This is a genomic window from Candidatus Accumulibacter propinquus, assembly GCF_056856495.1.
Window position 1 is genome coordinate 273,266 of sequence record NZ_JBSEHC010000006.1, and the last position, 12,750, is coordinate 286,015.

The window sequence follows — 12,750 nt, forward strand, 5'->3', positions numbered from 1 at the left end:
ACATGAAGAAGACCGTTTGCGGTGTCTGCGCGAGCAGCCTCATCGTCGCCCTTTCGATGCCGGCGCAGGCCGAGCGGGCTGACCGCGAGAAGCCGATCCACCTGGAAGCGGACCGCATGAGCATCGACGACGTCAAGAAGGTCAAGATTCTCGAGGGCAATGCGGTCCTCATCCAGGGCACGATGGAACTGCGCACCAGTCGGCTGGTCGTCACGGAAGACGCCGATGGCTTCCAGAAGGCGTCCGCCATCGGCGGGGCCAATGGCCTCGCGCATTTCAGGCAGAAGCGTGAGGGGCGCGACGACTTCACCGAAGGTGAGGCCGAGCGCATCGACCATGACGCACGTAGCGAAATCACCGAGTTCTTCATTCGCGCCTGGGTGCAAAGTGGGCTCGACGAAGTGAAGGGGCAGTACATCTCCTACGATGCTTTGAACGAGAAATATCTGGCCACCACCGGTGGCGGCACCAAGAGCGCTACAGGTGTTGGGCAGGCGCGTGTGCGCGCGATCATCCAGCCCAAGAGCAAGGACGAGAAACCGGCCGAGAAGAAAGGTGAGCCGTTGACGCTCAAACCCGCGCCCAAGGTCAACCCCCGGCTTGACTGAACGCACATCCGGTGCGGCCAGAAAAATTGCTTTACACGCTGCAGGCTTGTTGTTAGATTGCTTTACACGCTGCAGGCTTGTTGTTAGCATCTAAAGTAAAATATCTAAAAACACGCTAACTGCAAATTATTGAAGGGTTTTTTGAGCAGGGGGTGGCGAGTTGCAGCTTGATCTTTCGATCTTTAATCCCAAGGCCCGCTCATTGATCGGGCTGGACGTCAGTTCGTCGTCGGTGAAGATGGTCGAGTTGGCCAGCGATGGCAAGGGCGGCTACCGGGTCGAGCGTTACGCGATCGAGGTCTTGCCAAGGGATGTCGTTTCGGACGGCAACATCGTCAACCTCGAGGCAGCTGCGGAATCCGTCAGGCGGGCCTGGAAGAAACTCGCGACTTCGACGCGGCACGTGGCCATTGCCCTGCCGGCGTCACACGTCATTACCAAGAAGATCATCGTTGCGGCCGGGCAACGCGAGGAGGAACTGGAGCTGTTGGTCGAGTCGGAAGCCAATCAGTACATTCCGTTCGCGCTCGACGAGGTGAACCTCGATTTTCAGGTGGTGGGACCGGCGCCATCGTCGCCGGATGAGATTGAGGTTTTGATCGCCGCGTCGCGCAAGGAAAAGGTGGAAGACCGGGTTGCCGTTGCCGAATCGGCCGGCCTCAAGCCGGTGGTATTGGACGTCGAATCCTACGCCGTGCTCGCGGCTTTCGAGTTGATCGAGGCACAACTTCCGGAGCGCGGCAAGGGGCAGATCGTTGCCTTGGTGGATATTGGCGCGAACGTCATGAACTTGACCGTTCTCCGCAACAGCCAGCCGCTTTACGTGCGCGAGCAGGCCTTTGGCGGCAATCAGCTGACACAGGACATCGCCCGTCTCTTCGGAATGACTTTCGAGGAGGCCGAAACCGAGAAGCGCCATCACAATTTGCCGGAAAAATACGACACGGAACTGTTGCGGCCATTTCTCGAGGCCATGGCTCTGGAGCTTTCGCGGGCCCTGCAGTTCTTCTTCACCTCGACCCAGTTCAACCAGATCAACCATATTGTCCTGGCGGGGGGGTGTGCAGTCATCCCTGGTGCCGATGAAGTCGTTGCGTCCCGAACACAGATCAGCACCATCATTGCCAATCCCTTTGCCGAGATGTTGCTGTCCGATCGGGTTCGCGGGAAGAGTCTGGCGACAGATGCGTCGTCATTGATGGTCGCCTGCGGGCTCGCGCTGCGGAGATTCGACCAATGATGCGCATCAATCTCCTTCCGCATCGGGAAGAAAAGCGCCGGGCGAGACGGCAGCAGTTCTATGCCTTGTTGGGACTGGTCACCGTTCTTTCGGGACTGATCGTCTTTCTGGTCTACTCGGTGATTGGCGGATATATTTCCGCACAGGACGCCAGAAACGATTTCCTGAAAAAGGAGATCACCCTGCTGGACAAGCAGATCGATCAGATCAAGCGGCTCAAGGAGCAGAGCGACGCCTTGATGGAACGCAAGCGGATCATCGAATCACTGCAGCGCGATCGTGCGGAAGCTGTGCGCTTGTTGAGTGAACTGGCCAAACAGATGCCCGAGGGCGTGTACCTCCGTTCGCTGAAGCAGGAAGGACAGCGGATCAGCCTCTTTGGACTCGCCCAGTCGAGCGCGCGAGTGTCCACGCTGATGCGTAACATTGAAGCTTCACCGTGGCTGGAAAAGCCGCAGTTACTTGAAATCAAGGCAGTGACGGTCGACAAGCGGCGTCTCAACGAGTTCAGCATGAATGCGTCGCTCAAGAGAGTTGCCGCGGCGAAAGGAGGGCAGAAGTGAAAGCGCCCGTTCTTCCGAGCATTGATTTCCGCGCCATACTGCGGGACTTTCAGAACCTCAATCCCAAGGATGTCGGCGCGTGGCCGGTCGTGCCGCGCGTCAGCGTGCTGGTGGGCGTGTTGTTGCTGATCCTGCTTGCCGGCTGGTTTCTGGTCTGGGTTGACCAGTTGGAGGCTTTGCAGGCCAAGCAGCGGACCGAGTTGAAGCTGCGCGAAGAGTTTGTGGTCAAGAAAAAACAGGCCGTAAACCTTGACCTCTACATCCAGCAGTTGAACGAAATCGATCGCTCCTTTGGGGCGCTGCTGAAACAGCTGCCGAACAAGTCGGAAGTCGAATCTTTGCTGGTGGAAATCAACCAGGCGGGGATGGGACGGGGGCTTCAGTTCGAGTTGTTCAAGCCCGGCGCCGAGCAGATCAAGGATTTTTATGCAGAATTGCCGATCAATGTCCGTCTGACCGGTACCTACCATGACTTTGGTGCCTTCGCTGGGGACATCGGCAAGTTGTCCAGAATCGTGACCTTGAATAATGTGGCCATTGTCATCAACCCGCAGAGCAAGGACGGAACGCTGGTGATGGATGCCATTACCAAGACCTTCCGCTATCTTGACGAGGAAGAACTGGCAGCGAAGAAGAAGGCCGCCCAAGCCGCCAAGGGTGGGAAGAAATGAGAAGGCCGGCTATTCTGATTTGCTGTATCGCGTTGGTTGCGTGTTCAACAGACGATCATGAGGAATTACGGGAATGGATGGCTGCCGTGGCGCTGGATGCCAAGGCCAAAATCCCTCCACTCCCCGTGGTCGAAGCCTACGAGGCCGTTCCTTACGATGTGGGCAACCTCCTTGACCCTTTCAAACCGGCCAAGATGGCTCCTGACGAGAAGAAAGGTGGCGGGGGCTTCCGGCCTGATCTGGATCGGCCGAAAGAGCCGCTGGAGCTTTATCCCCTGGAATCGCTGAAATACGTCGGTGTGATGACCAGGAAGAAGGTGTCGTATGCCATCGTACAGGTCGACGGTACTTTGCACCAAATCAAGATCGGAAACTACATGGGGCAGAACTTCGGCGTGGTGGTGGACGTGTCCGAGTCAGAGATCACCTTGCGAGAACTCATCCAGGATTCGGCGGGTGACTGGGTGGAACGAACGAGCACCTTGCTGTTGCAGGAGAAGGGAGCGAAGTAAATGAAGCAGATTAGACAATACCTGCTCGGTCTGGTTGGTGGTGTGCTGTTGGCGCTGGGAACGGCGAATGCACAGGAAGCCAGGCTGAATTCCATCGAGTCGATGAACGTCGTGCAGCAAGGCTCGGTGCTCAACGTCAAACTTACCTTCAAGGAACCGTTGCAGGCTCTTCCGCCGGCGTTCAGCGTTGCCAAGCCGGCACGCATCGCATTTGACTTTTCGAATACCACCAATGGCTTGGGCAAGTCGAGCCAGGCGTACAACGAGGGAGACTTGAAGAGCGCCAATATTGTCCAGGCCGAGGACCGGACCCGTGTGGTCCTGAACCTGAACAAGGCCATGACCTATGAAGCGACCATCGATGGCAACAGCCTGCTGCTCGCCCTGGTTCCCAGTGCGACACCTGCCGGCTTGGCGCCGGTCGAACATTTTGCACAGGCGCGTCCGTCGGCAATGTCCAACAGCATTCGCGACATCTCGTTCCGGCGAGGAAAGGATGGTGAGGGCCGGATCACGGTTGACCTGACTGACGCCAATGCCGGAATCGACATCAAGCAGCAGGGATCGAATCTGGTGGTGGACTTCGCCAAGGTGACGCTTCCCGAGGCCTTGCGGAAGCGACTCGATGTGACCGATTTTGCGACGCCTGTGCTGACCGTGACGACCGTCGAGAAAGGGCCCAACACCCGCATGACGATTACTCCGCGTGGCTTGTGGGAGCACAATGCCTACCAGAGCGACAACCAGTTCGTCATTGAAGTGAAGCCGATCATCGAGAATCCCAACAAACTGGTGCAGGGGAGCCGCGGCGGCTATCAGGGCGAGAAGCTCTCCCTGAATTTCCAGAATGTCGACGTGCGCCGCCTGTTGCAGGTCATCGGCGAGTTCACGGGCATGAACATGGTCGTCAGCGATTCCGTGGGCGGGTCGATCACGCTGATCCTCAAGGACGTACCATGGGACCAGGCGCTGGACATCATCATGCAGCAGAAGGGTCTCGACATGCGCAAGAATGGGAATGTCATTCTTATTGCGCCGCGGGAGGAAATCGCCACCAAGGAGAAGCTCGAATTCGAATCGAAAGCGCAAATCGGCGACCTGGAACCCTTGCAGACCGAGAGTTTCCAGATGAACTACATCAAGGCTGAAGCGGTTCAGAAACTGCTCATCGATCCCAAGCAGACCTTGCTGTCCAAACGCGGCAGTGCGCTCCTCGACGACCGCTCGAACATGATGTTCGTCAAGGATACGCCGAGTCGCCTTGATGACGTGCGAGCGATGATTGCCAAAGTCGACGTCCCGGTCCGGCAGGTGATGATCGAGGCGCGTATCGTTGAAGCCGGGGATAGCTTTGCGAAGAACCTCGGGATTCGTCTCGGCTGGAACCAGAGCATTCCGGAAGGTGGCAACCACATCAGCGGTAACAGCACCTTGTTCGCCGCGAATTCTCAGGTCAATCTGCCAGCAACGCCGCGGACCGGCAATGCGGGGAACCTGTCCTTCATCCTCTTCAATAGCTCACTGACGAGGTTTCTGGCAACCGAGATTTCAGCGCTGGAGGCTGATGGTCGCGGCAAAGTGATCTCAAGCCCGCGCGTCATGACCGCCAATCAGGTGGAAGCGATCATTGAGCAGGGGGTGGAGATTCCCTATCAGCAGGCGACCAGTTCTGGTGCCACCAGCGTGTCCTTCCGCAAGGCCAACCTGTCGTTGAAGGTGAAGCCGCAGATTACCCCGGATGGCAAAATCACGATGACCCTGGATGTCAATAAGGACACGCCGAACACCCGTCTATCGACAGGCGCCGGGGTGGCGATCGATACCAAGCACGTCAAGACCGAGGTTCTGGTGGAGAACGGCGGCACGGTGGTGATCGGGGGAATCTATACGCAGGAAGTGCGCAACAACACCACGCGGATTCCGTTCTTTGGCGATCTCCCCTATATCGGGTTCCTGTTCAAGAACCGGGAATGGATCGATGACAAGACCGAGTTGCTGGTGTTCGTTACCCCGCGGATCGTGGCCGAGAGTCTATCGGTACGCTGACTGAATTTCGTGGTAGACCACAAGCCGGCGAAGAGCCGGCTTTTTGTTGCGCCGTCACGGATGGGGCATGGGATAAAATGCGGTCGTGAACAGCGAACACGACAAATGCAACGTCTACCTGGTCGGCCTGATGGGGGCCGGAAAGACGACGATCGGCAGGGCACTGGCGAGGCGTCTGGCTTACCGTTTCATCGATTCTGACCACGAGATCGAGGCGCGTACCGGCGTCAGCCTGCCGACGATCTTCGAAATCGAAGGCGAAGAGGGGTTTCGCAAACGTGAGGCTCAGGTCATTGCGGACCTTGCCAACCTGAACTCCCATGTGGTGGCGACCGGGGGTGGCGCGGTCCTGCGGCAGGAGAATCGGGAAAACCTGCGGGCCGGAGGGTTTGTGATCTACCTCAATGTGCCGCTGCCCACGCTTTGGGAGCGTACGCGGCACGACAAGAACCGGCCATTGTTACAGGTCAGCGATCCGCTGCAGAAGCTCAGGGAACTGCACGCGCAGCGCGACCCGCTTTACCGCAGCATCGCCGACCTGATCGTCAGTGGCAGTCGAATCACTGTCCAGTCGGTCGTACATCTGCTGATCAAGGAACTGGGAGAGCCATGGAAACGCTGAACGTCGCACTCGGGGATCGATCCTATCCGATTTACGTAGGGCCGGCCCTGCTTGAACGTGCCGACCTGTTGTTGCCATTCCTGCGGCGGCCGAAGGCGGCGATCGTCACCAACACAACCGTTGCACCGCTTTACCTGCAGCGCCTGGCAGACCCTTTGCGCCGGGCAGGGGTTGATGTCGCCGAGATCATTTTGCCCGATGGCGAGCAATTCAAGGACTGGCAAACGCTCAACTCGATCTTCGATGTCCTGTTGCAGCGACGCTGCGATCGTTCGACCACGTTGATCGCTCTGGGCGGCGGCGTCGTCGGCGACATCACCGGCTTCGCCGCCGCGTGTTTTCAGCGTGGTGTGCCGTTCATACAGGTTCCGACGACCGTTCTCGCGCAGGTCGATTCGTCAGTGGGGGGCAAAACGGCCATCAACCACCCGTTGGGCAAGAACATGATCGGCGCCTTCCATCAACCGCAACTGGTCCTGGCCGATACGGACACCTTGAACACGCTGCCTGACCGCCAACTGCGGGCCGGTCTGGCGGAAGTCATCAAATATGGTCTCATTCGGGATCTGCCCTTTCTTGAGTGGCTGGAGGCGAGTCTCGATCGTCTGCTGGAGCGGGAGGCGGTGGCACTTGGTGAGGCCATTTGCCGTTCCTGCCGGAACAAGGCCGAGGTCGTCGTCGCGGATGAGCGGGAGACTGGCGAGCGGGCCTTGTTGAATCTTGGCCATACCTTTGGTCATGCCATTGAAACCGGCGTCGGGTATGGTCGGTGGCTGCATGGCGAAGCGGTCGCGGCAGGCACATTGATGGCGTCAGAATTGTCGTCACAACTGGGCTGGATCGCTCCGCATGACGTCGGTCGAGTGGAGCGGATTTTTCAACGTGCCGGCTTGCCGGTGTATGGGCCGGCTTTGGCTGGCGAACGCTACCTGGACCTGATGCAGAACGACAAGAAAGTGCAGGACGGCAAGATCCGACTGGTCCTGCTGAGACAGATCGGTCAGGCGGTGGTCAGTGACGCGGCCCCACAAATCGAAATCCTCACAGCCATTGCTGCACGCTCCGCGCATGTCTGAGCTGGCACCCTACGCCGTTTGCCAGGCCAATTCCCGCGGTCGCCAGCACCCCGACTCAGAGCCCTCGCATCGCGGGGAATTCCAGCGCGACAGGGACCGAATTGTGCACTCAACCGCGTTCCGGCGCCTTGAATACAAGACCCAGGTCTTCGTCAATCATGAGGGCGACCTGTTCCGTACGCGGTTGACACATAGCCTCGAGGTCGCGCAGATTGCACGCGGGATAGCGCGTGCCCTGCAACTCAACGAGGATCTGGTTGAAGCGATCTCGCTTGCGCACGACCTGGGACACACCCCTTTTGGTCATGCCGGACAGGAGGCGCTCAACGATTGCATGCATGACCATGGCGGGTTCGAGCACAATCTGCAGAGTCTGCGCACGGTGGACCTGCTTGAGGAGCGTTACGCGGCCTTCGACGGACTCAACCTGTGTTTCGAGACACGCGAGGGCATTATCAAGCATTGTTCCTTGGAAAACGCTCGCCGGTTGGGAGAATTGGGCGAACGTTTCATCAGTCGCACGCAGCCCTCGATGGAAGCGCAGATCTGCAATCTGGCCGACGAAATCGCTTACAACAATCACGACGTGGACGATGGATTGCGTGCCGGGTTGATTACACTGGAGCAATTGGAAGATGTCAGCCTCTTTGCGCGGCATGCGGCCGATGTCCGAAGACTTTATCCGGGTATTGGTGGGCGCCGGCTGATCCACGAAACCATCCGGCGCATGATCAATGCGCTGGTATGCGACCTGGTAGAAACGACCGCCGCCAACATTTCCTGTGGGCGGCCTGCGGACCTTGCCGAGGTCCGGCTGCGGGGTGCTGCGCTGGTGGTGTTTTCCGACGATATGGGCAATGCACAGCGACTGATGAAGCGCTTCTTGCGAAGCCACCTCTACCAGCACTTTCAGGTCCTGCGGATGGCCAACAAGGCGCGGCACATCATCTGCGACTTGTTTGCGGCGTTTACCAGCAACCCGCGTCTGCTGCCTCCCCAGTACCAGGAGCCCGGGTCAAGGGAGCAGGCGCGTCGGGTTGCCGATTATATTGCCGGGATGACCGATCGTTACGCCATCAAGGAGCATCGACGACTGTTTGCGATTGGTGAAAGCTGAAGCGCTTTCTTTCGTCACTGAGTCGCGAGTGCTTTGGTGGCCCAAGGTGGCCACTCGCCAGCATCAGAACGAACAAAAGCCGACTGGATGCCGGCATGATGTCCTGTTGGTGAGATTGCCTGGCGGCCGGCAAGCGGCCGCTGCGACGTCTATGGTGCCGGCCAGTCCTTGATGTAGGCCTTGAGCAGCTTGTTCTCGAGGTTGCGCTCTTCGAGTACGGCCTTGGCCACATCGTGAAAGGAAACGATACCCACGATGGTCTCACCTTCCATCACTGGTACGTAACGCGTGTGCGAGTCGACCATCATCCGCCGCAGTTCGTCGACATCCATGTCGGGGTCTGCCGTCGGTGGGTTGCGGTCCATGGCTTCGAGCACCAGGATCTCGGCGATCGGCGGCGTCGGACCGACCCGACGCTCGGTCTGACGCTTCGCGAGGATGGCAAGCACCTCACGGAAGGTCAGCATCCCGGCCAGCTTGCCCCCTTCGGTGACAATCACCGAGCCGATGTCGTTCTCGGACATCATGATCACGGCTTCCGAGAGCGGTGTTTCGGGATGCACGCCGAAAAGCCTGGAATCCTTGACCTGTAGTACTTCTTTGACCTCCATGTCACCTCCTGGAAATAGGGTAGCTAGCTGATGCGCCCAGTTGTTTGTCGGAGTGATTCTACCAGATGTCCATCAACATCCGAAAAGCGGGTGACATCATCTTTTGATCCCTGGTTGACTCGTCCCGGTTTCCCCTGCTGGTTTCAGTGGACCGCGTTGACAGGCCGCCTTGGCAGCAATGCGCGATCAATCCCAACAGCGCAACGCCCGCGTTTGCGGACGTTGCGGCCGAAGGACGCCTCGGTTTCAGGCCTTCAGCGCCGACAGGACCTCATCAAGCATCTTCTTCGCGTCGCCGAAGAGCATGCGGTTGTTTTCCTTGTAAAAGAGCGGGTTATCGACTCCAGCATAACCGGAGGCCATGCTCCGCTTCATGACGATGGAGGTCTTTGCCTTCCAGACTTCCAGTACCGGCATACCGGCGATGGGACTGCTGGGGTCGTCCTGCGCCCCTGGATTGACGATGTCGTTGGCGCCGATCACCATCGCCACGTCGGTCTGCGGAAAGTCGTCGTTGAGCTCATCCATCTCCATCACGATGTCGTAAGGTACCTTGGCTTCCGCCAGCAGCACATTCATATGGCCGGGCATGCGCCCAGCCACGGGGTGGATGCCGAAGCGGATGTTGACGCCCTTCTCGCGCAGGTATTTGGTGATCTCGTACACCGTGTGCTGGGCCTGCGCCACTGCCATGCCATAGCCGGGAACAATGATCACACTCTTCGCCTCGCGGAGCAGTTCGGCGGTTTCGACACTGCTGATGGGCACCACTTCACCGGCCGGCTGCGCGGCATCACCCTTGGCTGCCGGGGTACCGCCGCCGGTACCGAAGCCACCGGCAATCACGCTGATGAAGTTGCGGTTCATCGCCCGACACATGATGTAGGACAGAATCGCTCCGGATGAACCGACCAGCGCGCCGACAACGATCAGCAGGTCGTTGGACAGCATGAAACCGGTGGCTGCCGCCGCCCAGCCGGAATAGCTGTTGAGCATCGAAACCACCACCGGCATGTCGGCTCCCCCGATGGCCATCACCATGTGGATGCCAAACAGGAGCGCGATCACCGTCATCACGACCAGCGGTGTCATGCCGTCGCTGATCGAGTGCGCGTTGAGGAACTCGCGACCGAACCAGATCACGACCAGCAAACCGAGGAGATTGAGCCAGTGGCGTGCCGGCAACAGCAGCGGTGAACCGCCGATCTTGCCGTTGAGCTTGCCGAAGGCGATCAGTGACCCCGAGAATGTCACCGCACCGATCAGGATGCCGATATAGATCTCCATCTCGTGGATGCTCTTTTCAGCACCGGTCAATTCGATTGAAGTGTCGATGTAGCTGGCGAAGCCTACCAGCGCCGCTGCGAGGCCGACCAGACTGTGCATCAGCGCGACCAGTTCCGGCATCTGCGTCATTTGCACGGTGCGTGCAGCGTAGAGGCCGATGGCACCACCGGCAACCATGGCGCCGATGATCCAGGGAATGCCGGCAAAGCTGACGCGCGGCCCGAAGACCGTTGCCAGTACGGCAATAGTCATGCCGATCATGCCGTAGAGGTTGCCGCGGCGGGAGGTTTCCGGATTGGATAGGCCGCCGAGGCTGAGGATGAAGAGAATGGTTGCTCCAATGTAGGAGACGGTGGCCAGCTCAGGTGTCAAAACTGCGGACATCTCGTGTCTCCCGGGTTACTTGCGGAACATGGCCAGCATGCGCTGGGTCACGGCAAAGCCGCCGAACATATTGACTGCGGTAAGTACGATGCCGCCCACCGCCAGCCAGCGTATCCACTCATTGGGTGGCGGCGCTCCTCCAGCCAGGGGTGGCGCAATCTGGACCAGGGCACCGATGGCGATGATGCTGCTGATGGCGTTGGTGACGCTCATCAGCGGCGTATGCAAAGCGGGCGTGACGTTCCAGACCACCATGTAGCCGACGAAACAGGCCAGCACGAAGACCGTGAAGTGGGCGAGGAAGGCTCCCGGCGCGTGCGCGCCGACGAACCAGAACAGCGCTGCGGCAACGCCAAACATGATCGCCAGTTTCTGTGCCGGCATCGGTTCGCCACCGCCACCGTGACCATGGCCCTTCTTTGCGGCAGGCACCGCCGCCGGCTTCGCAGCTGCCGGCGGGGTCGCAGACGGTTTCGGAGCCGGCGGTGGCCAGGTGATTTCGCCGTTCTTGATTACCGTCAGGCCGCGGATGGCTTCGTCGTCCATGTTGACGTCGATGTTGCCGTCCTTGGTCTTGCACAACTCCTCGGTGAGGCGAAAGAGGTTGGTGGAGTACAGCGTCGATGACTGCTTGGCCAGGCGCGAGGCGAGGTCGGTGTAGCCGACGATGGTCACGCCGTGTCTGACAACTACCTGGCCGGGCTCGGTCAACTCGCAGTTGCCGCCCCTCTCGGCCGCCATGTCGACGATGACGCTGCCCGGCTTCATGCTCTTCACCATCTCGGCGGTGATCAGACGGGGTGCGGGCTTGCCGGGGATCAGAGCGGTGGTGATGATGATATCCACCTCCCGGGCCTGCTTGGCGTACATCTCGCGCTGAGCCTGTTGAAAGCCCTCGCTCATCACCTTGGCGTAACCGCCGCCGCCGGAACCCTCTTCCTCGTAATCGACCTTGACGAATTCACCGCCCAGGGACACGACCTGATCGGCCACTTCGGCACGGGTGTCGTTGGCGCGCACGAGGGCGCCCAGGCCGGCAGCCGTGCCGATAGCCGCCAGGCCGGCGACACCGGCACCGGCGATGAAGACTTTGGCCGGCGGAACCTTGCCTGCGGCCGTGATCTGGCCGTTGAAGAAGCGGCCGAAGGCGTTGGCGGCCTCGATGACGGCGCGGTAGCCGGCGACACCGGCCTGGGAGGTCAACGCGTCCATCTTCTGGGCGCGGGAGAGCGTCCGTGGCAGCGAGTCGATGGCCAGCACGGTCGCGCGTTTTGCGGCGAGTTGCTTCATCAATTCCGGGTTTTGCGACGGCCAGATGAAGCCGATCAGGGTGCCGCCATCGCGCAGGAGGCCAACTTCCTCCGTCGTCGGCACGCCTACCTTGAAAACGATATCGGATTCCGCCCACAACCGGGCGGCGGTGTCGATGATCCTGGCGCCCGCTGTACGGTAGGTCTCGTCGCTGCAATTCGCCGCATCTCCGGCGCCGGCTTCGACGGCCACCGCGAAACCCAGCTTGATCAGTTTTTCGACGACCTCGGGTACGGTCGCAACCCGCTTTTCCCCAGCAGCAATCTCCTTTGGAACTCCGATTGTTAGCGGCATTCTGTCCTCCATCACTCGTTTCGTTATGCCTGCGTTCAAAAAAACCGGCCCGCAAGGCGCGGAACCTGCCCCCAAATGACACCTTCTCGGCGGACTACCATGCGGCCGAGACGCCCGCTTTTCTCCGGTCGGCATGGGGAGAACCGGCTCCTGGTTATGGCCAAGCCGGTACCCAACAGTCTCCGAAAGACGTTTCCAACAGCTTACCACAAGCGTAAAGCGGAATTTACCATGGCGATTACACGGCAGCTCCCCCTTGCGGGCGGCGGAGTAGACGGCTCCGCGTGCGCCGAGAATAAGGGTCACCGCTATCCCTGTCGCCGAACTGCTGTTTCACTGTTCCGTTCCCAAACAGGCCGGTGCGCTCAGTCAAGCTTTCGAATAGTCGGTTGTAGCGGGGCAGGCATA

General features: G+C 59.5%; 12 protein-coding genes. 9 read left to right on the forward strand and 3 right to left on the reverse strand.

Translation table 11 applies throughout. From position 1 onward, the window contains the following. The first annotated feature begins 2 nt into the window (after positions 1 to 2). The 9 genes from lptA (at position 3) to AC15MQ_RS19580 (ending at position 8,455) form a co-directional block, all read left to right on the forward strand. Positions 3 to 608: a lipopolysaccharide transport periplasmic protein LptA gene (gene lptA / locus AC15MQ_RS19540; RefSeq protein ID WP_483081058.1), complete on the forward strand. Its 606-nt coding sequence runs from the start codon at positions 3 to 5 to the stop codon at positions 606 to 608. Positions 609 to 768: 160 nt separating this feature from the next. Beyond that, positions 769 to 1,848: a pilus assembly protein PilM gene (locus AC15MQ_RS19545; RefSeq protein WP_287653396.1), complete on the forward strand. Its 1,080-nt coding sequence runs from the start codon at positions 769 to 771 to the stop codon at positions 1,846 to 1,848. Further along, positions 1,845 to 2,411 carry a PilN domain-containing protein gene (locus AC15MQ_RS19550; protein WP_287653398.1) on the forward strand — a complete coding sequence of 189 codons (567 nt, stop codon included), beginning with the start codon at positions 1,845 to 1,847 and terminating at the stop codon, positions 2,409 to 2,411. Before AC15MQ_RS19545 ends, AC15MQ_RS19550 begins: the two co-directional genes overlap by 4 nt. Continuing rightward, positions 2,408 to 3,082 (forward strand): type IV pilus inner membrane component PilO, encoded by a 675-nt coding sequence (locus tag AC15MQ_RS19555; RefSeq protein ID WP_287668992.1) that lies wholly within the window; start codon positions 2,408 to 2,410, stop codon positions 3,080 to 3,082. The genes AC15MQ_RS19550 and AC15MQ_RS19555 overlap by 4 nt, the downstream gene beginning before the upstream one ends. A 77-nt stretch (positions 3,083 to 3,159) precedes the next feature. After that, the gene (locus tag AC15MQ_RS19560) at positions 3,160 to 3,594 is read left to right on the forward strand and encodes a pilus assembly protein PilP (RefSeq protein WP_287653402.1); all 435 of its coding nucleotides are present in this window, start codon (positions 3,160 to 3,162) and stop codon (positions 3,592 to 3,594) included. Next, the gene (locus tag AC15MQ_RS19565; RefSeq protein ID WP_287653404.1) at positions 3,595 to 5,640 is read left to right on the forward strand and encodes a type IV pilus secretin PilQ; all 2,046 of its coding nucleotides are present in this window, start codon (positions 3,595 to 3,597) and stop codon (positions 5,638 to 5,640) included. It begins immediately after the preceding gene. Positions 5,641 to 5,770: 130 nt separating this feature from the next. After that, complete coding sequence (locus AC15MQ_RS19570) at positions 5,771 to 6,262, forward strand: shikimate kinase (RefSeq protein ID WP_287653441.1); 492 nt, start codon at positions 5,771 to 5,773, stop codon at positions 6,260 to 6,262. Then, positions 6,250 to 7,338 (forward strand): 3-dehydroquinate synthase, encoded by a 1,089-nt coding sequence (aroB, locus tag AC15MQ_RS19575; RefSeq protein WP_483081059.1) that lies wholly within the window; start codon positions 6,250 to 6,252, stop codon positions 7,336 to 7,338. The genes AC15MQ_RS19570 and aroB overlap by 13 nt, the downstream gene beginning before the upstream one ends. Beyond that, a complete protein-coding gene (locus AC15MQ_RS19580; protein WP_483081060.1) occupies positions 7,331 to 8,455 on the forward strand; it encodes a deoxyguanosinetriphosphate triphosphohydrolase in 1,125 nt (374 codons plus the stop codon). The genes aroB and AC15MQ_RS19580 overlap by 8 nt, the downstream gene beginning before the upstream one ends. 149 nt (positions 8,456 to 8,604) lie before the next feature. On the opposite strand, the gene AC15MQ_RS19585 is transcribed toward AC15MQ_RS19580, so the two are convergent. The 3 genes from AC15MQ_RS19585 to AC15MQ_RS19595 all read right to left on the reverse strand — a co-directional run bounded on the left by AC15MQ_RS19585 (position 8,605) and on the right by AC15MQ_RS19595 (position 12,342). Continuing rightward, positions 8,605 to 9,066 carry a CBS domain-containing protein gene (locus tag AC15MQ_RS19585; protein ID WP_287653409.1) on the reverse strand — a complete coding sequence of 154 codons (462 nt, stop codon included), beginning with the start codon at positions 9,064 to 9,066 and terminating at the stop codon, positions 8,605 to 8,607. Between the two features lie 246 nt (positions 9,067 to 9,312). Further along, a complete protein-coding gene (gene pntB / locus AC15MQ_RS19590; RefSeq protein ID WP_287653442.1) occupies positions 9,313 to 10,725 on the reverse strand; it encodes a Re/Si-specific NAD(P)(+) transhydrogenase subunit beta in 1,413 nt (470 codons plus the stop codon). A 27-nt stretch (positions 10,726 to 10,752) separates the two neighbouring features. Next, positions 10,753 to 12,342, reverse strand: a complete 1,590-nt coding sequence (locus AC15MQ_RS19595) for a Re/Si-specific NAD(P)(+) transhydrogenase subunit alpha (protein WP_287668985.1) — start codon at positions 12,340 to 12,342, stop codon at positions 10,753 to 10,755. Between the last annotated feature and the right edge of the window lie 408 nt (positions 12,343 to 12,750).

Excerpts from the sequence above, each read along its gene's own strand:
- lptA (WP_483081058.1), top strand. The coding sequence starts at position 3 with ATGAAGAAGACCGTTTGCGGTGTCTGCGCGAGCAGCCTCATCGTCGCC.
- AC15MQ_RS19550 (WP_287653398.1), top strand. The coding sequence starts at position 1,845 with ATGATGCGCATCAATCTCCTTCCGCATCGGGAAGAAAAGCGCCGGGCG.
- AC15MQ_RS19560 (WP_287653402.1), top strand. The coding sequence starts at position 3,160 with ATGGCTGCCGTGGCGCTGGATGCCAAGGCCAAAATCCCTCCACTCCCC.
- AC15MQ_RS19565 (WP_287653404.1), top strand. The coding sequence starts at position 3,595 with ATGAAGCAGATTAGACAATACCTGCTCGGTCTGGTTGGTGGTGTGCTG.
- AC15MQ_RS19570 (WP_287653441.1), top strand. The coding sequence starts at position 5,771 with ATGGGGGCCGGAAAGACGACGATCGGCAGGGCACTGGCGAGGCGTCTG.
- aroB (WP_483081059.1), top strand. The coding sequence starts at position 6,250 with ATGGAAACGCTGAACGTCGCACTCGGGGATCGATCCTATCCGATTTAC.
- AC15MQ_RS19580 (WP_483081060.1), top strand. The coding sequence starts at position 7,331 with ATGTCTGAGCTGGCACCCTACGCCGTTTGCCAGGCCAATTCCCGCGGT.
- AC15MQ_RS19585 (WP_287653409.1), bottom strand. The coding sequence starts at position 9,066 with ATGGAGGTCAAAGAAGTACTACAGGTCAAGGATTCCAGGCTTTTCGGC.
- AC15MQ_RS19595 (WP_287668985.1), bottom strand. The coding sequence starts at position 12,342 with ATGCCGCTAACAATCGGAGTTCCAAAGGAGATTGCTGCTGGGGAAAAG.